The organism is Mycolicibacterium iranicum (assembly GCF_014190915.1).
Classification (GTDB): Bacteria; Actinomycetota; Actinomycetes; order Mycobacteriales; family Mycobacteriaceae; genus Mycobacterium; species Mycobacterium iranicum_B.
On sequence record NZ_JACHVU010000004.1, the window covers coordinates 1 to 20,675 of the forward strand.

Here is a 20,675-nt window from a genome sequence, read left to right on the forward strand (position 1 = left end):
GCGTCGATCAAGGACGTGGTGGCCGAGGTGCAGACCTATGTGCCGGGGTACCGGTTGCTCAACGAGCCGCAGTTCGACGAGCCGTCGGTGGTCAATGGCGGTCAGCATCTGGTGACGACGTTCATCGAGGTGGAGGGCGCGGGGGACTACCTGCCGCCGTATGCGGGCAATCTGGACATCATGACCGCCGCGGCGGCCAAGGTGGGCGACGAGATCGCCAAGGAAGTTCTGGCAGCCACGACAGGGGGCCACGCGTGAGTACCGAACAGATCTACTTCAATCCGATGTGGGATGTGCGGATGACGGATACGTCGTTGCGCGACGGGTCGCATCACAAACGTCACCAGTTCACCAAAGACGAGGTCGGTGCGATCGTGGCCGCGCTCGACGCCGCCGGGGTGCCGGTCATCGAGGTGACCCACGGTGACGGGCTGGGCGGGTCGAGCTTCAACTACGGGTTTTCCAAGACCCCGGAGCAGGAGCTGATCAAGCTGGCCGCCGAGACGGCCACCGAATCCAAGATCGCGTTCCTGATGCTGCCTGGTGTGGGCACCAAGGAGGACATCAAGGAGGCCCAGAACAACGGTGGGTCGATCTGTCGTATCGCCACGCACTGCACCGAGGCTGATGTGTCGATCCAGCATTTCGGGCTGGCGCGCGAACTCGGATTGGAGACCGTGGGTTTTTTGATGATGAGCCACACGATCCCGCCGGAGAAGCTGGCCGCCCAGGCGCGCATCATGGCTGATGCGGGATGTCAGTGTGTCTACGTGGTGGATTCTGCGGGTGCGTTGGTGCTGGAGGGGGTGCGGGATCGGGTGGCCGCGCTGGTGGCCGAACTCGGTGACGATGCCCAGGTCGGGTTCCACGGTCACGAGAACCTGGGTTTGGGGGTGGCGAACTCCATCGAGGCGGTGCGGGCCGGGGCCAAGCAGATCGACGGATCGTGCCGGCGTTTCGGTGCGGGAGCAGGTAATGCGCCGGTCGAGGCGCTGATCGGGGTGTTCGACAAGATCGGTGTCAAGACCGGGATCGATTTCTTCGATATCGCCGATGCCGCCGAGGAGGTCGTCGCGCCGGCGATGCCGGCCGAGTGCCTGCTGGATCGCAACGCGCTGATCATGGGGTATTCGGGGGTGTACTCCAGCTTCCTCAAGCACGCCATCCGCCAGTCCGAACGCTACGGGGTGCCCGCGCACAAGCTGCTGCACCGTGCCGGGCAGCGCAAACTCATCGGCGGCCAGGAAGACCAGCTCATCGACATCGCACTCGAAATCAAACGGGAGATGGACGCCGAGGCCGCGAAAGCCTGACGACGCCGTCACAACTCGTCGGCCGCGGATCCACCGCGGGCGTCCCGCCGGCGGCTACGCTCTGCGTGCGCCGCGCGAACAGCGCCGGTTCCCCGGTGCCACCGCGGCTCGCTGACACATCGGAGATGTCCTGATCAACGGCGATCCGTCCGCCGCCCCTACGCTGCCCGCCGACGTCGTCGGTCTCCTCGCCGCGCCCCGTGCCCGGGGCTGGATCCATCTGGTCTCCGCCGTCGTGGCCGTCTTCGCCGGCATCGCGCTGCTGCAGGTGGCCTGGGTGGCCACGGCGCCGCACGCCGGCTGGGCGGCGTCGGTCTACGTGCTCGGCGTCGTCGCGATGTTCACCGTCAGTGCGTCCTACCACCGGGTGCGCTGGGGGCCGCCCGCCGAGAAGTGGATGATGCGTCTCGACCACTCCGTCATCTTCGTGTTCATCGCGGCGAGCTACACCCCGTTGGCCGTCCTCGGCATGCCCGCAGACGTCGGGGCCGAGGTACTGACGATCGTCTGGACCGGTGCGGTCGCCGGGGTGGCGCTGAAGATGTTCTGGCCCGCCGCGCCCCGGTGGGTGGGGATTCCGCTGTACCTGATGCTCGGTTACGTGGCGATCTGGTTCGCCGAGGCGCTGCTCGACGTGGCCGGTGTGACCGTGGTGGCCCTCCTGATCGCCGGTGGTGTCCTCTACAACGTGGGTGCCATCCTCTACGGGATGCGATGGCCCAACCCGTGGCCCGCCACGTTCGGCCACCACGAGTTCTTCCACGCCTTCACCGTGGCCGCGGCGGCGTGCCATTTCGTCGCCATCTGGCTTCTCGTGCACTGAGGGGCGTCCCGGCGGCGTCACACCCACCGGGCACGATGGGCCCATGACGAACACCGCGTCGCCGCACGTACCGACGGCCGGCAGAGCCGACGCCCAGGCGATCCTCGAGCAGCTGGCGGGTCCGGCCGCCGTCCTGCGTGATGACCAGTGGACGGCGATCGAGGCACTCGTCGTGCACCGGCGCCGGGCGCTCGTCGTCCAGCGCACCGGGTGGGGCAAGTCGGCGGTCTACTTCATCTCGGCCAAGCTGTTGCGCGCCGCCGGGCACGGGCCGACGGTCATCGTCTCGCCGCTGCTGGCCCTGATGCGCAACCAGGTCGCCGCCGCCGAGCGCGCCGGAGTCCGTGCCGCCACCATCAATTCGAGCAACGTGACGGACTGGTCCGAGATCCACGATCGGGTCCGCCGAGGTGAACTCGACGTGCTGCTGGTCAGCCCGGAGCGCTTGAACAACCCCGACTTCCGCGACGAGGTACTGCCCGCGCTCGCCCAGGATGCCGGATTGGTGGTCGTCGACGAGGCCCACTGCGTGTCCGACTGGGGTCACGATTTCCGGCCCGACTACCGGCGCATCCGGACGCTGCTGGCCGACCTCGGCGCCGACGTGCCGGTGCTGGCCACCACGGCGACCGCCAACGACCGGGTGGTCGCCGACGTCGCCAGTCAGCTCGGGGTGGGCGGCGCCGACACACTGGTGCTGCGCGGCGGCCTGGACCGCGAATCGCTGCGGCTGTCGGTGGTCACGGCGGGCAGTCCGGCGCAGCGTGCGGCATGGCTTGTCGCGCAGCTGGATTCGTTGCCGGGCTCCGGGATCGTCTACACGCTGACGGTCGCGCAGGCCAACGATGTGGCGGCTCTGCTGGCCGAGCACGGGCACAAGGTCGCGGCCTACACCGGGGCGACGGAGGCCGCCGAACGCGAACAACTCGAGGCGGACCTCCTCGCCAACCGCGTCAAGGCACTGATCGCGACCTCGGCGCTGGGGATGGGATTCGACAAACCGGATCTCGGGTTCGTGGTGCACCTGGGCGCGCCGTCCTCGCCGATCGCGTACTACCAGCAGGTCGGCCGCGCCGGCCGCTCGACCGCCAGCGCCGAGGTGATCCTGCTGCCCGGTCACGAGGACCAGGACGTCTGGCGATACTTCGCCTCGGTGGCCTTCCCGTCGGAAGCGATGGTGCGCACGGTGATCGGTGCGTTGAACACCGAACGCGCGCAGTCGACCGCCGCGTTGGAGCCGCTGGTCGACCTCGGACGCTCGCGCCTGGAGATGGTGCTCAAGGTGCTCGACGTCGACGGCGCCGTGCGCCGGGTGAAGGGCGGCTGGATCGCCACGGGCGCATCCTGGGAGTACGACGAGCCGCGCTACCGCACCCTGGACGAGGCCCGCAAGCGCGAACAGAAGGCCATGCTCGACTATCAGTCCACGCCGGACTGCCGGATGGCGTTCCTGCGCAGCCAGCTCGACGACCCCGAGCTGCGCGACGGGGAGCGGTGCGGCCGGTGCGACAACTGCGCGGGCGCCCGGCACACCGCCGACGTCGACGCCGCCGTGGTCGACGATTCCCGCGACCGGCTCATGCGTCCGGGTGTGGTCCTCGCCGCGCGCAAACAATGGCCGACGGGGCTGAAGAAGCTCGGTATCGACCTGAGCGGCAAGATCGCCGACGGCCCTGCACCCGGCCGCGTGATCGGCAGGCTGACCGACCTCGGATGGGGTGCGCGCCTGCGGGCATTACTCGACGCGGGCGACGCCGAGGTCTCCGATGACGTGGTGCAGGCGGCGGTCGCCGTGCTGGCGTCCTGGGACTGGCAGACCCGGCCCACCGCCGTGATGGCCGTGGACTCGGCCACGCACCCGCTGCTGATCTCCTCGCTTGCGCGCAGGCTCTCCGAGCTGGGCAGGCTGACCGATCTCGGCGTGCTGCGCTACGCACCGGACAGGCGACCGGCGACGGCCGCGAACTCTGCGTACCGGGTCGCGGCGCTGAACGGGGCCTTCGCGGCGCCGGATGCGGCAGCGCTGGGTGCTGCCGGCGGCCCGGTCCTGTTGGTCGACGACATGGCCGACACGGGATGGACGCTGACGATGGCCGCCCGGGTGCTCAAAGGCGCCGGCGCCTCCGAGGTGCTGCCTTTCGCACTGGCGAGCACGTCCTGAACCGACGATTTCGAGAATTCTGACGCCCGCCTGGACCTGCGCGGACGTGGGTAGCGGGCCCTCACGGTGGCCCGGGTGCGGGTTTGGTGTGCGCGGTAATCGGCTAGGCCTTGGGTGCGACCGACTGTGTCGCAGACCGTTAGGAGTGGTTTTTCATGAACACGTCCGTCACGACTGTGCGCCGCGGACTCTTCGGCATGTTCGCCGGTGGCCTGCTCGCCTTCGGATCGGCCGCGATCGTCGCACCGGTGGTCAATGCGCAGCCCGGCCCGGCACCCACGCCCCCGGCAGACTGCTCGGCCAGCAACGTGGCCGGCACCGTCAGCACGGCGGCTGCATCCGAGGGTGCCTACCTTGCGGCCAACCCGCAGACCAACGAGGCCCTGACGCAGATCTCCAGCCAGCCCCAGCCGGAGGCGCAGACCGCGTACGGCGCGTTCTTCGCCCAGAATCCGGTGGTCGAGGACCAGCTGAAGGCGATCCACGAGCCGGTCAGCAACCTTCAGACCCAGTGTGGCCTCCAATTGTCGCCCACCCCGGTCGCCCAGGCCGTGTGGAATGCCGGTGAGACCGCCGGGGCGCCGACTCCGCCCACGGCGCCGCAGGCTCCCGAGGTCATCGGGCCGCCGACCGCGCCCGGTATGACTCCGGACAACCCAACCGCCTGACCTTCTCGGTGGAATGCTCGCCGTGCTCACGCCTCGCGTGAGCACGGCGAGCGACTTTTGGAAACTCACTGTTGGAGTCGTAGGCGGGCCACTTCCGCCGCCCCATTGCCTGTGATCAGCCAGAGGGTGGCCAGGCCGGTGACGAGTTCTTCCACGGTCACCTCGGCGCGCCCGTCGAGGTAGGCGAGGATGGCGTCGGCCGTACCGCCGATGATGAAGGCGGGAGCCACTTCGGCAAGGGGATCTCGCTCCAGTTCCACACCGTGGACGCTGCGCGCGTGTGACACCAGGACGGCGGTCAGCCCGCGCAGGACCGTCGACCGATGCTCGTGCAGCGCAACCGAACTCGCGACACCCCCCAGGAGGACCCGTCCCCGCCTCGGGTCCTCGACCAGCGTGCGCACGAGTGCGTCGACTGCAGCCCACGCCTGCCTGTCAAGTGTTTCGTCTCCTGTGCGCTCGGCCGCGTTCATCGTCGCGACGCGCACGTCGTCGGCGATGTCGTCGACGGCGGCGGTCGCCACGTCGTCGAGAGTTCCGAAGCTTTCGTAGAAGTACCGCTTGTTCAAGCCGGCATCGGCGCAGAGGCGTTCGACGGTGATCGTCCGCCACGCATTTCCGGCAATCGCGTCCATCGCGGCATCCAGCAGCCGGGCCCGCCGCTGTCGGCGACGTGCGTCAGCGGTCTGTCCGCCGTAAGCACGCTGCGGTGTCTCGGTCACCGTTCGATCGTCGCACCCTGGTGGGTCGGCGGCGAACCTTGACTTCATCTCCCCATTCTGGCACGGTTCCGTACCAGAGTATCTGGCACAGAGTAGTACCAGTTGAAGGAGAACCCATGAGTGCTTCGTCCATTACCGCAGCGACACCCGTCGACGACCCGTCATCGCCGCCGGGCGGTTCGGTGCTGGCGCAGATCCGCGAACACGCCGCCCTTGCGCCGGCATTGGCCCGCCGATGGGCATGGGACTACCTGAGGGAGTTGGGAGACGGCGGGCGCCGTGACGAGTTGGCGGCGCTGTTCGCCCTCGGCACTGCTCCCGAGGGTCCGGACGGCCCGATGGAAGGCCTGATCGTCGGCAAACTGTTCGGCATTCCGGAGACGCGACTCGCGAACCCCCTGATGAAGATCGATCCGACGTGGCGGGGCAAGACCTTCGATCTCCGCGAAGGAACCGGGTTCAACCGGCTCAGCCCCCTGGCGAGATACAGCCTTCGGGCCGTGGCACCGCTGTACGGCGGTCTGCGTCGCGCCGGGGCAGAGGTCGTCGGCTTCGGCTTCGACCACAAGATCGACAGGGCCGCCTATCCGCCGTTCAATCAGGTTCGGGCGCTGGACTATTCACCCGCGCAGTACCGCAACCCCAGCGTGCGGACCTTCCCCATCAAACGCACCCGCGACGAGATCGTGGAACTGCTGCCCGGCCTGTATCTCGGCCGCGCCCTGCTGACCCTCCCCGACGGCGAGGTCCGCCTCATCGCCTACTTCGCGCTGCGCGAGTTCAGCCGCGAACCCGGCGCGCAGTCATGATCGACCTCGCGGGCACCGTCGTCTGCGTCACCGGCGGCGCACGCGGCATCGGACGCGCTACCGCCGCGGAGTTGGTCCGGCGCGGGGCGCGTGTCTGGATCGGTGACCTCGATGCCGAGGAAGCCGACCGGACCGCACACGAGATCGGCGCCCGGGCAACACGACTCGATGTCACCGAAGTGTCCAGCATGGCGGCGTTCCTCGCGGCCGCCACCGCCGACGGCCCGGTGGGCATGCTGGTCAACAACGCCGGCATCCAGTTGATGGGCCCTTTCGTCGATCAGAACATCGAGCTCTACCACCGCGAGGTGGCGGTCAATCTCATCGGCGTCATCAACGGCATGCACACCTTTCTTCCCGGCATGCTGGACCGCAACCACGGCCACATCGTGAACGTGGCCTCGATGGCTGCGAAGGTGACCACGCCGGGGATCTCGGTGTACTGCGCGACCAAGTACGCCGTCGCGGCGCTCTCGCGCGCAGTCCGCGCCGAGATCGCCTCCAGCGCGGTGACGGTGAGCACCGTGATGCCGACCGCGGTGCACACCGAGCTGACCGCCGGCGTCGCCCTGGATCTGCTTCCGACCCGTCAACCGGAGGACATCGCCGAAGCGATCGCCGCTTCCGCCTCCCGGCCGCGCAGCGAGATCACCGTGCCGCGGTGGCTGGCTCCGATGGGAACGATCGAGGAGGCGGTACCCGAACCGGTGCTGCGGCGACTCAAGCACCTCGCCACATTGCGGCGGCCCCCCGGTCATTTCGACCGGGAGGCGCGCAAGGACTACCTCGATCGGATCGGCCGGTGACGGGTGCGTTGAGCGACCCCGTCACGGCCGCGCGCCTGCGCGTGCAGTCCGCCGCGGCGGCGGTGACGTCGCGGTACCCGAGCCGCGTGCATGCGCTGGCCCGACCGCCGGCCGGGTCGGGCCTGAAACCGGTGATGGGCAACTACGGCTTCCCAATCCTCGGGCACATCATGAGTTCGATCGTCGAACCGCTGGAGTTCGCGCGTGACCGGTACGACCGCTACGGCGCCGTCTCGTGGGCGGGCGGAATCGGTTTCCGCATCGTGCAATTGATGGGACCCGAAGCCCTGGAGACCGTCTGGATCAACAAGGACAAAGCATTCAGCAGCACGCGGGGGTGGGCGCCGGTCATCGGGCCGTTCTTCCACCGCGGGATCATGCTGCTCGATTTCGAGGAGCATCGCGACCATCGCCGCATCATGCAACAGGCGTTCACCCGCGGTGCACTCGAAGGCTATCTCGATCTGATGCGTCCCGGAATCGCGCGCACGGTCACGAACTGGCCGTCGGCCCAGCGCTTCTCGTTCTACACCGCGGTCAAGCAGCTGCTGCTCGACCAGGCTGCCGAGGTGTTCGTCGGCGCCGTCCTCGGCGCCGAGGCCGACCGACTCTCCGCAGACTTCCACCACACCGTGTGCGGCGGGCAGGCCATGATCCGTGCGGACGTTCCCGGCGGCACATGGGCGCGGGGATTGCGGGCCCGCGAACGCCTGGAACGGTATTTCGTGGCTCAGATACCGGCGCGGCGGGCCGGTGAGGGCACCGACCTGTTCTCCATGATGTGCCGCAGCCGCGGCGAACAGGGAGAACGGTTCAGCGACGCGGACATCGTGAACCACATGATCTTCCTGCTGATGGCCGCGCACGACACCAGTGCCATCGCGATCTCGATGCTGGTCTATGAGCTGGGCCGAAATCCCGAGTGGCAGAACCGGCTTCGCGACGAGGCCCGCGAGGCCCCCAATGACAGGCTGACCCTCGCCGACCTCGACGGTGCCTACCCGCTACTGGACGCGGCCTTCAAAGAGATCCTGCGGATGTACGCCCCGGCGGGCACCCTGTTCCGCCAGACCATCGTCGACACCGAGGTGGCCGGGCATTTCATCCCGCGGCGGACCCAGGTCGCCATCAACGTGTACGCGTCGATGCGCCTGGCCGACTGGTGGCCCGATCCGGACCGATTCGACCCCGGCCGCTTCCTCGCCGGCGCCGACGCCGCGGTGGCGGTACACCGGTACGCCTTCGCTCCGTTCGGCGGCGGCGTGCACAAGTGTCTCGGCCAGCAGTTCGCCGACATGAACGTCAAGGCGATCATGCACCAGTTGCTGAGGCACTTCGACTGGCATGTCGCGCCCGGGTACCGGCCGCTGATGAGCTGGGGGACCGGGCCCACCCCGGCCGACGGCCTCCCGATCAACCTCAGGCGGTTACCGGACCGGTGCTGACCGGTCCGGCCGGCGAGGTGGAGTACCGCCCAGCTGGACGGTCATCGCATCGGCCGCCGCGACCACCGCACGGGCACGCGCCGTGATCTCGTTGTCGGTCAACGCCTTTCCGATGTGCATCGACGTCACCATCACCTGACGCCGATGATGGTCGAAGACCGGAGCCGAGATGACACTGATGTCGTGGCGCCGGCTCCCGGGGCTCTCCTCGCGCAGGTACACCCGCTCGCCGATGTCGGAGACCAGCTCGCCCAGCAGTGCCCGCAGCTCGTCCGGCAGATCCGTCGGCATGCCTGCCAGCAGCGCGTACAGCCGCCGTCCACCGGTGGTCAGGCGTTCCACCAGGTACCCGTCGGCGCGGCAACGTGCCACGACACGACGGAGTCGGGCCTCGTCGGTCCGCAGGGGGATGGTGGGTTTCTTCGCGAGCCACTCACGTTCGGCTTCGTCATCCCACAGCACGAACATGAGCCCGACGGGCGGTGCGAACGGATAACTCTGCCCGACCTGCACTCCGGTACGCGTGCCGCTCGGGGCCACCAGGTCCAGAAGGGTGATGCGGTCGTTCACCACGGCCGACAGCGCCGCGGTGGCGGCGAACTGGGCCGAGAGCCGGCGAAGTTGCTCGCGTGCGGCCGGGCTGACACGCAGTGACTCCTGGGCCCTGTGCCCCAGCGTGATCAGTGCCGGACCCAGGCGGTAGGTCTTGTCGGTGGCATCGCGTACCAGGTAGCCGGCCTCGGTCAGGGCTGTGACGATGCCGAGGCAGGTGGGCTTGCTGAGACCCACGCGGCGCGCGAGTTCCGAGACGCCGAAGCGCTCGGTGGGGCGACCGGCGAGGAAGTCGAGTATCCCGACGACGCGATCGGTGGGCGGAGACGATCGCCCTGAACGGGGGACGGGTGCGGCCATGTCCCACAACGTACGACAGACGTTCCAAATATGAAACGCACTGGTCCATATATTGACTAGCCTTAGAACAGGTTCTAGTTTGGGGCTGTGTTCGCACAGCCGCTCAACGATGCCATCGCCGAGGCCGAGGCACTGGTCGCCGCCGCACCGTTCATCGAATCCGAAGCCGATCTCCTCGAAGGGCTGCAGTACCTCGCGGGCTGTATCGCCGCGTGTACCCATGTGGCCTTCGACTACGACCGCGACCATCCGTTCCTGCACAGTGGCACAGGCCCGTTCACGAAGATGGGCCTGGACAACCCGGACACGATGTACTTCGGCACCCGGGTACAGCCCGGCTACGAATACGTCGTCACCGGCAGGCGGGGTACCACCACCGACGTCAGCTTCCAGTTGCTCGGCGGCGAGTACACCGACGAGGTCGTCCCCGACAGTGAGACGGCCTTCGACGATCGCAAACTCGACATCGCCGACGACGGCACGTTCGAGTGGCGCTTCACCCCGGAGGTACCGTCGCAGCTGGTCATCCGCGAGGTGTACAACGACTGGTCGGCGCAGCGAGGAACGTTCGCGATCGCACGCACCGACACCGCCGGGACCGCGCCGGCTCCGCTGACCCGCGAGCTCATCGAAAAGCGGTACGCGGTCGCCGGCAAGCAACTGGTCCAGCGGGTCAAGACCTGGTTGCAGTTCCCGCAGTGGTTCTACAACGACAGCGAGCCGAACACGATGGTGTCGCCCCGCCTCACTCCCGGAGGTCTGGCCACCCAATACTCGTCCGCCGGTCAGTTCGACCTCGGCGAGGATCAGGCGCTGATCATCACGCTGCCCGTGACCGACGCCCCCTATCTCGGCTTCCAACTCGGCAGCCTGTGGTACATCTCGCTGGACTACATCAACCATCAGACGTCGCTGAACGGCACTCAGGCACAGGCGGATCCGGACGACAAGATCCGCATCGTGGTCGCCGACCGCAACCCCGGCGTGACGAATTGGGTGGAGACACTCGGGCATCGCAAGGGCTACCTGCAGTTCCGCTGGCAGCGGGTGTCGCGCGAGATGACCGAGGCCGACGGACCCTCCGTCGAGCTCGTGCACGTCGACGACGTCGCCTCGGCCCTGCCGTACTACGACTCGAACAAGATCTCTGAGGAGGACTGGCGAGCGCGGATCGCGCTGCGTCAGAAGCTGATCGGCGAAAGAATGGTGGGCTGACACGTGACCGGAGCACTTCCCCTGCTGGAGAACAAAGTCGTCGTGATCAGCGGCGTCGGGCCCGCGCTGGGCACCACGCTGGCCCGGCGATGCGCCGAAGCCGGCGCCGATCTCGTGCTGGCCGCACGGACCGTCGAACGTCTCGACGATGTCGCCAAGCAGATCACCGATCTGGGTCGGCGGGCGGTGTCGGTGGGCACCGACATCACCGACGAAGCGCAGGTGGACAACCTCGTCGAGGAATCGCTGAAGGCGTACGGCAAGGTGGATGTGTTGATCAACAACGCCTTCCGCGTGCCCTCGATGAAGCCCTTCGCCAACACCACGTTCGAACACATGCGTGACGCGATCGAGTTGACGGTCTTCGGCGCGCTGCGCATGGTGCAGGCCTTCACGCCGGCACTCGCCGAGGCCAACGGTGCGGTGGTGAACGTCAACTCGATGGTGGTCCGGCACTCGCAGGCCAAGTATGGCGCCTACAAGATGGCCAAGTCGGCGCTGCTCGCGATGTCGCAGACGCTGGCCACCGAGCTGGGAGACCAGGGAATCCGGGTGAACTCCGTTCTGCCCGGCTACATCTGGGGCGGCACGCTGGAGTCCTACTTCAATCACCAGGCCGGCAAGTACGGCACGACCGTCGAGGAGATCTACAAGGCCACGGCGGCGTCGTCGGACCTGAAGCGCCTGCCCACCGAAGACGAGGTGGCATCGGCGATCCTGTTCATGGCCAGCGATCTGTCCAGCGGCATCACCGGCCAGGCGCTCGATGTCAACTGCGGGGAGTACAAGGCGTAATGAGTGGACGTACCGATGTGGGCACCGTCGAGGACCTGCACGCCTCCGCGGTGAAGGCATGCGGGCTCGACGACTTCGGCGCCGACGACGACAACTACCGGGAAGCTCTCGGCGTGCTGCTGGAATCCTTCCAGCGCGACGCCGACCTGACCGAACTGGGCAGCAAGATGCAGCGGTTCTTCGTCAGGAACGCCCTCGTCGCGCGCCTGGTGTCCGAAGCGGCGTTCAAGCAGTACCCGGAACACGTCGACGTGCCCATCGAGCGCCCGATCTTCGTCACCGGCCTGCCCAGGACGGGCACGACGGCGGTCCATCGCCTGCTGGCCGCCGATCCGCGGCACCAGGGTCTGGAACTGTGGCTCGCGGAGTTCCCGCAACCGCGTCCGCCCCGCGAAACATGGTCGCAGAACCCCGTTTTCCAGCAGCTCGATGCCCAGTTCACCAAGGCGCACGAGGAGAATCCCGACTACACCGGGCTGCACTTCATGACCGCCGACGAGGTGGAGGAATGCTGGCAGCTGCTGCGTCAGTCCCTGCACTCGGTGTCCTACGAGACGCTGGCGCATCTTCCGACCTACTCGCAGTGGCTGTCCCGCCAGGACTGGACCAAGCCGTATCAGCGGCACCGCCGCAACCTGCAGCTGATCGGACTCAACGACCGTGAGAAGCGGTGGGTGCTGAAGAACCCCAGCCACCTGTTCGCCCTCGACGCGTTGTTCGCGACCTACCCGGATGCCCTGGTGGTGCAGTGCCACCGGCCGGTCGAGACGATCATGGCCTCCATGTGCTCACTGGCCCAGCACACCACCGAGGGCTGGTCGAACACGTTCACCGGTGAGGTGATCGGCGCCGACTCGATGGAGACCTGGTCGCGCGGGCTGGAACTGTTCACCAGCGAACGGGCCAAACACGACCCGGCCCAGTTCTACGACCTGGACTATTTCGCTCTCATCAAGGATCCGATCGGCGCCGTCGAGGACATCTACCGCGCCTTCGGCATCGACTTCACCGACGCCGCCCGCGACGCAGTGAGCAACACGCACGAGGAGAGCAAGAAGGGGCCTCGTGCGCCGAAACATTCGTACTCACTGGCCGATTACGGCCTGACCGACGAACAGGTCAAGGAGCGCTTCGAGGGACTGTGAGCGGCTGGACGGCTCAGCCGTCGCCGGGCGACGGGGCGGTGGAGTACTCCTCCAGACACCCTTCCGCGACGGCGTGCCTGATGCTGTCCGCCAGCCGCGGGCAGGAGCGGGACCGGGCGGGATCCCCTCCGGACTCCCGGATCTCGGAGAAATGCGCGCACCGCTTGGTCGCCTCGGCGTTCCACTGCACCGACGTGTGAGTCGGCCCCAGCTTCTTCACCTGGACCGCCACGTGGCAGAAGCGGCAGTCGACCGACGCGAGCCCTGAGGTCAGGTAACGCTGACGGTCGCGGTCGGTGCTCTCCCGCACGGCCGCAGCCCGATCCGGATCCGACGCGAAATCCGGTGCCTTGCGCCATGATCCGGACCCCTCGCTTCCCGGACCGTGCCCGTGCTCCTCGTCGTCGTGTCCGTGGAGCAGAAGCATCGACCGCGCCAGGCGGTCCACATCCGGCGGCTGGTTCATGTCGCCGGCTGCTCCGCCTTCGCGGCTTCCCTCGCCTTCAGGTTCTGCTCGACCTCCACGTTCCACTTCTGGTTGGCGATCGTGGTGTCGACCTCCATCTCGAACCGGTCGGTCATCTCCGGGGTCACGTCGGCGACGTCGACGTAGAACTGCTGGTACCAGCGGCGCATCTGATAGACCGCGCCGTCCTCCTCGACCAACAGCGGATTGTCGATGCGGGTCTTGTGCTTCCAGATCTCGACGTCCTGCAGGAAGCCCTTGCTGACGCCGTCGGTGAACGCATCCGCGAGCTTCTCGGTGGTTTTGTCGTCGAGCCCCTTGGGCTTCTCGACGATGACACCCCACTGCAGCACGAACGAATCCTGGGTCACCGGGTAGTGGCAGTTGATCAGGATCGACTCGGCCTTGAAGTCGCCGTACTTGTTGTGCAGCCAGTTGATCATGAACGACGGGCCGAAATAGCTGGCCTCGGAGTCCAGCGACGCCTCGCCGTACGCGGTGCCCATGTCGTTGACATCCGGCCGGCCCACGTTGTGTAGGTACTGGCTGGCGATGTGACCTTCGAAGACGTTCTTGAAGTACGTCGGCAGGCCGAAGTGGATGTAGAAGAAGTGCGCCATATCGGTGACGTTGTCGATGATCTCGCGGCAGTTGGAGCCCTCGATCAGCATCGAGTTCCACTTCCAGTCGGTCCACTCACCGCTCGACCACTCCGCGATCTCGGGGATGCGGACCTCTTCCTGCGGCGGATTGCCCTCGTGGTCGTGCCACACGAACAGCAGGCCGCCGCGGACGTCGGTGTGCCACGCCCGGGTGCGGGCCAGGCGCGGGGTGCGCTTGGCGTACGGGACGAGCTTGCACTTGCCGTCCCCACCCCAGCGCCAGTCGTGGAACGGGCAGGCGACCTCGTCGCCCTTGACCTCGCCCTGTGCCAGGTTGCCGCCCATGTGGCGGCAGTACCCGTCGAGGACGTTCAGCTCGCCCTTGGAGTCGGCGAAGACGACCAGCATCGTGCCGAAGATCTCGATGCCGTGCGGCTTACCGTCCAGGTAATCCTTGACCGGGCCCAGGCAGTGCCACCCCCTGGCGAAACGGTCAGGCAGGGCGCCGGTGTCGATCTCGCGGATGTTCGCGGCTCCCGCAGCTACCTCGGTGCTCACTCGGGCCTCCCCATGTCTCGGCTTCTAACTAGAACACGTTACAGTTTTGCCCACTTTCGGGCAATTCAAGCGCCCCTCACCTGCGGACAATGTTGTCGACGCCACTCCTGCAGCACCGGATACCCACTTGCGGCCGCATATATAGTGGACAAAGTGTCCAGTAATAGGAGGTGGCCCCGATGACCGCTGTGGTGGCGCGGCCGGCGACGGCAGGCATCGCGCGAGACGGCACGCGGCGCTGGCTCGCGGTCGCAGCGGCGACCTTCGCGATCGCGTGGGGCGGCAACGAGTTCACGCCCCTGCTGGTCATGTACCGGGTCAACGACGGGTTCTCGCCGCTGACCGTCGACCTCCTGCTGTTCGCGTATGTGCTGGGAATCGTGCCGGCCCTGCTGATCGGCGGGCCGCTGTCGGATCGGTTCGGGCGGCGCCCGCTGATGCTGCCCGCGCCGGTGCTCGCGGCGGCGGGCTCGCTGATCCTGGCGATGGGCGCGCACTCCGCCGTCGCGCTCGGCGTCGGCCGGGTGTTCAGCGGGCTGGGCCTCGGCCTCGCGATGGCCGTGGGCGGGAGCTGGATCAAAGAGCTCTCCAGTCCGCCCTGGGACGCCGGTGACGCCGGAGCCCGGCGCGCCGCGATGAGCCTGACCGCGGGCTTCGCCCTCGGCGCCGCCACCGCGGGCGTGCTCGCCCAGTGGGGCCCAGCGCCGTCGGTGTCGCCCTACGCGATCAACATCGCCATGGCGCTCGCTGCCGCCACGCTGCTGGCCACCGCCCCCGAGACGCGCGCTGCCGGGGACTCGGGTCAGCGCTGGTGGCGCGACCTCGCGATCCCGGGTGCATCGCACCGCCGCTTCCTCGTCGTCGTCGTGCCCCTCGCGCCCTGGGTGTTCGGCGCCGGGGCCTCGGCGTACGCGGTGCTGCCCGCGCTGATGACCGAGCACGTCGCGGCTGCGCCCATCGCGTTCTCGGCGCTGTTGTGCGCGGTCACCCTCGGTGTCGGCTTCAGCGTGCAGCACCTGGGCCGCAACCTCGTCACCGGGGGACGCGCGGGGCTGCTCGTGGCTCTTGGGCTCGTCGTGTGCGGGATGGCTCTGGCCGCCTGGGCGTCCGCTGCCCTGACGGTGCCGGCGTCGCTGGTGGCGGCCGCGGTCCTCGGTGCCGGATACGGGATGGCACTGCTGGCGGGTCTGCAGGAGATTCAGCGCATCGCGGGGCCGGATGATCTGGCCGGCCTCACCGCGGTCTTCTACAGCCTCTGCTATCTCGGCTTCGGAGTGCCCGCGGCGATGGCATTCCTCGCCGACCTCGTCAGCTACCCGGTGATGTTCGGTGTCGGGGCGGCGGCGGCGCTTCTCTGCCTGGCCGTCACGATCGTCGGCTCGAAGCGGGTGACCCCAATAGGCTGACGGGGTGGCCACCCGGGGACGACCGCGAAGCGAGACGGTGCGGGACGCCGTGGTGGCGGCGGCCGCCGAACTGGCGCGCAGCGGCGGCCCGGCGGCGGCGACGGTGGAGGCCATCGCCAAACGTGCGCAGGTCAGCAGAACCACGATCTACAAGTGGTGGCCGTCTGCGGCGTCCATCGTCCTCGAGGGACTCCTGGAATCCCAGCGTGAATCGATCACCCGCCCGCCCGGCAGCTCTACACTCCAGGCCGTCACGCACCACGTGCAGGCGTTGAACGCCATCCTGGCCGACCCGACCGCGGGCCCGTTGCTGCGCAACGTGATCGCGGCGTCGGCATCCGATCCGACGATTCAGCAGGCGCTGGCAGACCAGTGGATCGCCCCGCGCCGCGGCGCCGTGGCTGTCACCCTTCGCGAAGCGGTCGAGCGCGGGGAGCTACCGGGCGACACGAACGTCGAGGTGGCTGTCGACGCGCTGGTGTCTCCGCCGTACTACCGCCTGATGCTCGGAATGGCTCCGCTGGACCGTGACGCCGTGGACCGGTTGCTGCGCACGGTGTTCCACGGCTGCCTGACGCCTGCGGACTAGGCGTCCTGCCAGCCCGAGTGGATGTAGGTCTCGGCGAAGCGCTTCAGCGAGTCCTTCTTCTGTTCGATCGGTGCGTCGAAGCTCAGACCGTCGAACACCCACGGGATCACGATGTTGTCCGTGACGCCCGCCTCGGCGAGTTCCCGGTGGCCGTCGACGCCGAACTTGTCGATGCAGACCGCCTGGAATTCGAAGGGCTCGTCGGCACGGCCGAATTCGTCACGCAGAGCATTGATCTTGCCGATGGTTTCGGCGAGCTGGTCACCGGTCATCATCGCGCTCGTCCAGCCGTCGCCCACGCGGGCGGCCCGCTTGAGTGCGACATCGGTATGGCCGCCGACGTAGAACGGCACCGGCTTGCTCGGCGCCGGGCTCATCTGCAGGCGGTCGAAGTCGTAGAACTCGCCGTGGAATTCGACCATGCCGCCGCCCAGGACGAGCTTGATGACCTCGATCATCTCGTCAACCCGCTTGCCGCGCCGGGCGTACGGCACCCCGCACCACTCGAATTCCTCCGGCGCCCAGCCGATCCCGACCCCGAAACCGAAACGGTTACCGGTCAGATTCGCCACCGAGCCCACCTGACGGGCCAGCAGCAACGGGTTCCGCGAACCGAGCTTCATCACGTTGGTGTAGAAGCGCAGCGTCGAGGTGACCGCACCCATTGCCCCCGCGGCGATCAGCGGGTCGACCCACGGCGTGTCCTCGTTCCACATCCGGGAGCCGTCGGGAGTGTACGGATAGTCCGCCGACTGCTTCTCCATGTAGAACAGCGAGTCCGGCAGCGCGATCGAATCGAACCCGACCTCTTCGGCCGTCCTGGCGATGTCGATGAGCTGATCGACCGGGCCCATCGCCACGCTGCAGGTGTACTGCATCCGCGTCATGAGGTGGCGGCGGCCGGGCCCGGCTTGTCGGCGCCGACCACCCACATCGAGTAGTACTGCGCGCCACCGCCGTAGGCGTGACCGAGGGCCTTGCGGGCACCCTGGACCTGATGTTCGCCGCCCTTGCCCATCACCTGAATGGCCGACTCGGCGAAGCGGATCATGCCCGAGGCGCCGATCGGGTTGGACGACAGCACGCCGCCCGACGGGTTGAACGGAATCCGGCCCGTCATCGCGGTCTCACCGGCCTCGGTGAGCTTCCAGCCCTCGCCCTCGGGTGCGAAGCCGAGGCTCTCCAGCCACATCGGCTCGTACCAGGAGAACGGCACGTAGACCTCGGCCACGTCGATCTCGTCGATCGGGCTGGTGATCCCGGCGGCCTTCCACAGCGCGGCGGCCGCATCGCGGCTCGCCTGCGGGTTCACCTGATCACGGCCGGAATATGCCAACGGTTCGGTGCGCAGCGCGGTGGCGTGGATCCATGCGACCGGATGCCCTTCGGCGACACGGGCATCGGCACTGGCCTCGTCGCCGATCACCAGCGCCGCCGCGCCGTCGGAGGACGGACAGGTCTCGTCGTAGCGGATCGGGTCCCACAGCATCGGCGACTCCATCACCTTCTCCAGGGTGATGTCCGGCTGGTGCAGGTGGGCCAGGGGGTTCCTGGCGCCGTTCTGCCGGTCCTTGACCGCCACCATGGCGCCGATGTGATTCGGGGCGCCCGAACGCCGGATGTAGGCACGCACGTGCGGGGCGAAGTAGCCGCCCGCGCCCGCGCCCACCGGCTTGGTGAACGGCACCGGAATGCTCAACGCCCACATGGCATTCGATTCCGACTGTTTCTCCCAGGCCATCGTCAGGACCCGGCGGTACTTACCGGACTGCACCAGGCTGGCCGCGACGATCGCCGTCGAGCCGCCGACCGAGCCGGCGGTATGAACACGGATCAGCGGCTTGCCGGTGGCGCCCGTGGCATCCGCCATGAACAGCTCGGGCATCATCACGCCCTCGAAGAAGTCGGGGGCCTTGCCGACCACGACCGCGTCGATGTCGGCCAGCGTCACACCGGCGTCGTCGAGCGCCCGGTCGATGGCCTCGCGCACGAGGCCGTTCATCGACACGTCCTTGCGCTTGGCGACATACTTCGTCTGCCCGGTGCCGAGAACAGCAGCGAGTTTCTTGGTCGTATCAGAAGCCATGTCTATTTACCCTCCAGCACAGCGACCAGATTCTGTTGCAGCGCAGGCCCGCTCGTCGCATGGGCCAGCACGCGAGAGGCCTTGCCCTCGAAGATGTGCTGAGCGGCGAAGCCGATCCGCTCAAGACCGGCCGAGAACATCGGGTTGGCGGCGAGCGCGCCCCCGGACGGATTGATCGTCGTGCTGTCGGGCAATCCGATCGCCTCTTTGAGGATCAGCTGCTGATGACTGAACGGGGCGTAGATCTCCGCGATCTCGATCGACGACGCGTCGCCACCGGTGGCCGCGGCGGCGGACGCTGCGGTCGACGGCGAGGTGGTCAGATCCCGCGCGCCGAGGACCGGCGTCTCGATGCGGTGCTCGATTCCGGTGATCCAGGCCGGACGCTCCCGCAACGCGCGGGCACGGTCCCCGGAGGCCAGCACGATCGCCGACGCGCCGTCGGTGATGGGCGCAATGTCATGGCGTCGCAGCGGTTCTGCGAAGTAGGGCTGCTCCAGCAGCTCCTCGACGCTGGTGCCGGACTCCAGGCGATCGACCCGCGGGGAGGCGGCCTGGGCATCGAGGGCGACCTGCGCCATCTGCTCGGCCGTCCACTTGCCGGCGTCCAGCCCGAAGCGGGCCTGCAGACCGGCCATGCTCACCGAGTCAGGCCACAGCGGAGCGACCGTGTACGGATCGGTCTGCAACGAGAGCACGCGGCGCAACGTGCCCGCCGACGACTTTCCGAATCCGTAGACCAGCGCCGTCTCGACCTCGCCGGTCAGGATCTTGATGTAGGCCTCGTACAGCGCCCAGGCGGCGTCCATCTCGACGTGCGACTCGTTGATCGGCGGCACGGCGCCGATGGAGTCGATCGCCGAGATGAAGGAGAAAGCCCGGCCGGCAAGGTAATCCGAGGATCCCGAGCACCAGAAGCCCAGATCGGTCTGCTGGAGGCCGAGCTCGGAGTAGAGCCGGTGGAAACACGGCATCAGCATCTCGACGCCGTTGGTGGTGCCGTTCGTACGGCGGACGTGGGGCGCGTGCGCGAACCCGACGACAGCTACTTCAGACATGCGCGATCCGTTCCGCTTCTCGCTGATGGGTCATGTGATGTGAAGGCCTTTACAGGTGGTGCTTGTAGGTGTCGTAATCGGCGTCGGGTTCGCCCGTGGGCTTGAAGTAGTCGATGTTGTCGATGCCCAGGCCCCACTCCTCCTTGGGCTTCCACACGGCCTGCACCCGCATCCCCATGCGGACCTCGGCCGGGTCGATCTCGGTGACGAGGTGCAGGAACGGGATGTCGGCGCCGTCGAGCAGCACGTAGGCCGCGACATAGGGCGGCTTGATGCGCTGACCCGCGAACGGGATGTTGATGATCGCGAAGGTCGTCACCGTGCCCTTGTCGGGCAGCTCGACGTAGTTGTCCAGCTCCAGGCCGGTCGCCGGGTTGGCCTCCTTGGGCGGGAAATACACCTTGCCGGTCTCGCCCGTGCGGGCGCCGAGCAGCTTGCCCTGCTCGAGCGCGCGCAGGAACGTGCTCTCGGGAAGCGATGCCGTGTGCTGGATCTCGATGGACGTGGGCACCACCACCATCGTCACCGGGTCGAGGCCCTCGGGCGGCGGCGGCACGTCCTCGGCCTGATCGCCCAGGGTGAAGTAGGCGATGTCGGTGATCGCCCCGACCGGCTCGTCGACCCAGTGCGCCGCGACCCGGGCGCCGGTGCTGATCGCGTCGGCCGACCCCGTGTCGACCGCGTGCAGCAGCGGGGTGTCGGCGCCGTCGAGCGTGATCAGTGCCCAGGCGAACGGACGGTCGAGCGGCTGACCTTCCAGCGGCTCGGGTTGCCACGTCCACGAAACGACCGTGCCGACACTGGCCACCGGTACGATCTCGGTCAATTGCTCCCAGGTGACGGGGTCGTATTCGGCCGGCGGTACGAGCACCGTGCCGTCCGAACCGCGGACGCCGACGATGCGCCGCTCGCGGAGGGCGGTGAAGAACTGACCGAGGAGTGGTCCTACTGAACGGGTGTAGTCGAAAGCGAGCTTCAGCGGAGCGGAAAGCGGCGGCTCATGGGGATCGATCTGCACCGGGCTGCTTTGGCTGGTGGTCACGGCATCGAGTAGAACAGGTTCTAAGAATGGTTTCAAGAAGCGGGCCCGGTGGCC

20 protein-coding genes and 1 pseudogene are annotated in these 20,675 nt (G+C 67.8%); 13 read left to right on the forward strand and 8 right to left on the reverse strand.

The features are described from left to right. The 5 genes and pseudogenes from FHR72_RS10390 to FHR72_RS10410 form a co-directional block, all read left to right on the forward strand. Positions 1-258: pseudogene (locus tag FHR72_RS10390) on the forward strand (acetaldehyde dehydrogenase (acetylating)); the annotation flags it as partial. Further along, positions 255-1,313 (forward strand): 4-hydroxy-2-oxovalerate aldolase, encoded by a 1,059-nt coding sequence (dmpG, locus tag FHR72_RS10395; protein ID WP_183467895.1) that lies wholly within the window; start codon positions 255-257, stop codon positions 1,311-1,313. The pseudogene FHR72_RS10390 and the gene dmpG, both read left to right, overlap by 4 nt. A 130-nt stretch (positions 1,314-1,443) precedes the next feature. Continuing rightward, positions 1,444-2,136 (forward strand): PAQR family membrane homeostasis protein TrhA, encoded by a 693-nt coding sequence (trhA, locus tag FHR72_RS10400; protein WP_221193415.1) that lies wholly within the window; start codon positions 1,444-1,446, stop codon positions 2,134-2,136. Between the two features lie 43 nt (positions 2,137-2,179). After that, the gene (locus tag FHR72_RS10405; RefSeq protein ID WP_183467896.1) at positions 2,180-4,297 is read left to right on the forward strand and encodes a RecQ family ATP-dependent DNA helicase; all 2,118 of its coding nucleotides are present in this window, start codon (positions 2,180-2,182) and stop codon (positions 4,295-4,297) included. Between the two features lie 155 nt (positions 4,298-4,452). Then, a complete protein-coding gene (locus tag FHR72_RS10410) occupies positions 4,453-4,965 on the forward strand; it encodes a heme-binding protein (protein WP_183467897.1) in 513 nt (170 codons plus the stop codon). Between the two features lie 65 nt (positions 4,966-5,030). Here the strand turns inward: FHR72_RS10410 and FHR72_RS10415 are convergent, their stop codons facing one another. Then, positions 5,031-5,687: a TetR/AcrR family transcriptional regulator gene (locus FHR72_RS10415; protein ID WP_183467898.1), complete on the reverse strand. Its 657-nt coding sequence runs from the start codon at positions 5,685-5,687 to the stop codon at positions 5,031-5,033. Between the two features lie 116 nt (positions 5,688-5,803). Here FHR72_RS10415 and FHR72_RS10420 point away from each other — a divergent pair, with 116 nt between their 5' ends. From FHR72_RS10420 to FHR72_RS10430, 3 genes are read left to right on the forward strand one after another with little or no spacing between them, the layout of a single operon-like run. Beyond that, positions 5,804-6,496, forward strand: coding sequence for a hypothetical protein (locus FHR72_RS10420; protein WP_183467899.1), 693 nt, complete (start codon positions 5,804-5,806; stop codon positions 6,494-6,496). Continuing rightward, positions 6,493-7,302 (forward strand): SDR family NAD(P)-dependent oxidoreductase, encoded by an 810-nt coding sequence (locus FHR72_RS10425; RefSeq protein ID WP_183467900.1) that lies wholly within the window; start codon positions 6,493-6,495, stop codon positions 7,300-7,302. Before FHR72_RS10420 ends, FHR72_RS10425 begins: the two co-directional genes overlap by 4 nt. Continuing rightward, on the forward strand, positions 7,299-8,747 hold the full coding sequence (locus FHR72_RS10430; RefSeq protein ID WP_183467901.1) for a cytochrome P450: 1,449 nt from the start codon (positions 7,299-7,301) through the stop codon (positions 8,745-8,747). Before FHR72_RS10425 ends, FHR72_RS10430 begins: the two co-directional genes overlap by 4 nt. On the opposite strand, the gene FHR72_RS10435 is transcribed toward FHR72_RS10430, so the two are convergent. Further along, positions 8,730-9,659 (reverse strand): IclR family transcriptional regulator, encoded by a 930-nt coding sequence (locus tag FHR72_RS10435; protein WP_183467902.1) that lies wholly within the window; start codon positions 9,657-9,659, stop codon positions 8,730-8,732. The two genes, FHR72_RS10430 and FHR72_RS10435, sit on opposite strands and share 18 nt — an antisense overlap. A gap of 87 nt (positions 9,660-9,746) precedes the next feature. Here FHR72_RS10435 and FHR72_RS10440 point away from each other — a divergent pair, with 87 nt between their 5' ends. From FHR72_RS10440 to FHR72_RS10450, 3 genes are read left to right on the forward strand one after another with little or no spacing between them, the layout of a single operon-like run. After that, positions 9,747-10,874, forward strand: a complete 1,128-nt coding sequence (locus FHR72_RS10440; protein WP_183467903.1) for a hypothetical protein — start codon at positions 9,747-9,749, stop codon at positions 10,872-10,874. A gap of 3 nt (positions 10,875-10,877) precedes the next feature. Next, complete coding sequence (locus FHR72_RS10445; protein ID WP_183467904.1) at positions 10,878-11,669, forward strand: SDR family oxidoreductase; 792 nt, start codon at positions 10,878-10,880, stop codon at positions 11,667-11,669. Continuing rightward, positions 11,669-12,814 (forward strand): sulfotransferase family protein, encoded by a 1,146-nt coding sequence (locus FHR72_RS10450; RefSeq protein ID WP_183467905.1) that lies wholly within the window; start codon positions 11,669-11,671, stop codon positions 12,812-12,814. The genes FHR72_RS10445 and FHR72_RS10450 overlap by 1 nt, the downstream gene beginning before the upstream one ends. A gap of 13 nt (positions 12,815-12,827) precedes the next feature. Here FHR72_RS10450 and FHR72_RS10455 read toward each other — a convergent pair whose 3' ends face one another. Together FHR72_RS10455 and FHR72_RS10460 are read right to left on the reverse strand one after the other, a co-directional pair. Beyond that, positions 12,828-13,280 carry a hypothetical protein gene (locus tag FHR72_RS10455; protein ID WP_183467906.1) on the reverse strand — a complete coding sequence of 151 codons (453 nt, stop codon included), beginning with the start codon at positions 13,278-13,280 and terminating at the stop codon, positions 12,828-12,830. Beyond that, complete coding sequence (locus FHR72_RS10460; RefSeq protein WP_183467907.1) at positions 13,277-14,440, reverse strand: 3-ketosteroid-9-alpha-monooxygenase, oxygenase component; 1,164 nt, start codon at positions 14,438-14,440, stop codon at positions 13,277-13,279. The genes FHR72_RS10455 and FHR72_RS10460 overlap by 4 nt, the downstream gene beginning before the upstream one ends. Positions 14,441-14,619: 179 nt before the next feature. On the opposite strand from FHR72_RS10460, the gene FHR72_RS10465 reads away from it, so the two are divergent. Together FHR72_RS10465 and FHR72_RS10470 are read left to right on the forward strand one after the other, a co-directional pair. Then, positions 14,620-15,846 carry an MFS transporter gene (locus tag FHR72_RS10465; protein ID WP_183467908.1) on the forward strand — a complete coding sequence of 409 codons (1,227 nt, stop codon included), beginning with the start codon at positions 14,620-14,622 and terminating at the stop codon, positions 15,844-15,846. 4 nt (positions 15,847-15,850) lie between these two features. After that, positions 15,851-16,435 carry a TetR/AcrR family transcriptional regulator gene (locus tag FHR72_RS10470; RefSeq protein ID WP_311736114.1) on the forward strand — a complete coding sequence of 195 codons (585 nt, stop codon included), beginning with the start codon at positions 15,851-15,853 and terminating at the stop codon, positions 16,433-16,435. Here the strand turns inward: FHR72_RS10470 and FHR72_RS10475 are convergent. Genes FHR72_RS10475 through FHR72_RS10490 form a run of 4 tightly spaced genes read right to left on the reverse strand, consistent with a single transcriptional unit; the run spans position 16,432 to position 20,621 of the window. Then, positions 16,432-17,313, reverse strand: coding sequence for a TIGR03619 family F420-dependent LLM class oxidoreductase (locus tag FHR72_RS10475; RefSeq protein WP_183467909.1), 882 nt, complete (start codon positions 17,311-17,313; stop codon positions 16,432-16,434). The genes FHR72_RS10470 and FHR72_RS10475 overlap by 4 nt on opposite strands. A 5-nt stretch (positions 17,314-17,318) precedes the next feature. Next, complete coding sequence (locus FHR72_RS10480) at positions 17,319-18,521, reverse strand: thiolase family protein (protein ID WP_183467910.1); 1,203 nt, start codon at positions 18,519-18,521, stop codon at positions 17,319-17,321. A gap of 2 nt (positions 18,522-18,523) precedes the next feature. After that, positions 18,524-19,579, reverse strand: a complete 1,056-nt coding sequence (locus FHR72_RS10485) for a thiolase family protein (protein WP_183467911.1) — start codon at positions 19,577-19,579, stop codon at positions 18,524-18,526. A 49-nt stretch (positions 19,580-19,628) separates the two neighbouring features. After that, the gene (locus FHR72_RS10490; protein WP_183467912.1) at positions 19,629-20,621 is read right to left on the reverse strand and encodes a Zn-ribbon domain-containing OB-fold protein; all 993 of its coding nucleotides are present in this window, start codon (positions 20,619-20,621) and stop codon (positions 19,629-19,631) included. Positions 20,622-20,675: the final 54 nt, after the last annotated feature.

Excerpts from the sequence above, each read along its gene's own strand:
- FHR72_RS10465 (WP_183467908.1), top strand. The coding sequence starts at position 14,620 with ATGACCGCTGTGGTGGCGCGGCCGGCGACGGCAGGCATCGCGCGAGAC.
- FHR72_RS10420 (WP_183467899.1), top strand. The coding sequence starts at position 5,804 with ATGAGTGCTTCGTCCATTACCGCAGCGACACCCGTCGACGACCCGTCA.
- FHR72_RS10405 (WP_183467896.1), top strand. The coding sequence starts at position 2,180 with ATGACGAACACCGCGTCGCCGCACGTACCGACGGCCGGCAGAGCCGAC.
- FHR72_RS10410 (WP_183467897.1), top strand. The coding sequence starts at position 4,453 with ATGAACACGTCCGTCACGACTGTGCGCCGCGGACTCTTCGGCATGTTC.
- FHR72_RS10425 (WP_183467900.1), top strand. The coding sequence starts at position 6,493 with ATGATCGACCTCGCGGGCACCGTCGTCTGCGTCACCGGCGGCGCACGC.
- FHR72_RS10480 (WP_183467910.1), bottom strand. The coding sequence starts at position 18,521 with ATGGCTTCTGATACGACCAAGAAACTCGCTGCTGTTCTCGGCACCGGG.
- FHR72_RS10475 (WP_183467909.1), bottom strand. The coding sequence starts at position 17,313 with ATGCAGTACACCTGCAGCGTGGCGATGGGCCCGGTCGATCAGCTCATC.
- FHR72_RS10455 (WP_183467906.1), bottom strand. The coding sequence starts at position 13,280 with ATGAACCAGCCGCCGGATGTGGACCGCCTGGCGCGGTCGATGCTTCTG.
- FHR72_RS10485 (WP_183467911.1), bottom strand. The coding sequence starts at position 19,579 with ATGTCTGAAGTAGCTGTCGTCGGGTTCGCGCACGCGCCCCACGTCCGC.
- FHR72_RS10435 (WP_183467902.1), bottom strand. The coding sequence starts at position 9,659 with ATGGCCGCACCCGTCCCCCGTTCAGGGCGATCGTCTCCGCCCACCGAT.
- FHR72_RS10450 (WP_183467905.1), top strand. The coding sequence starts at position 11,669 with ATGAGTGGACGTACCGATGTGGGCACCGTCGAGGACCTGCACGCCTCC.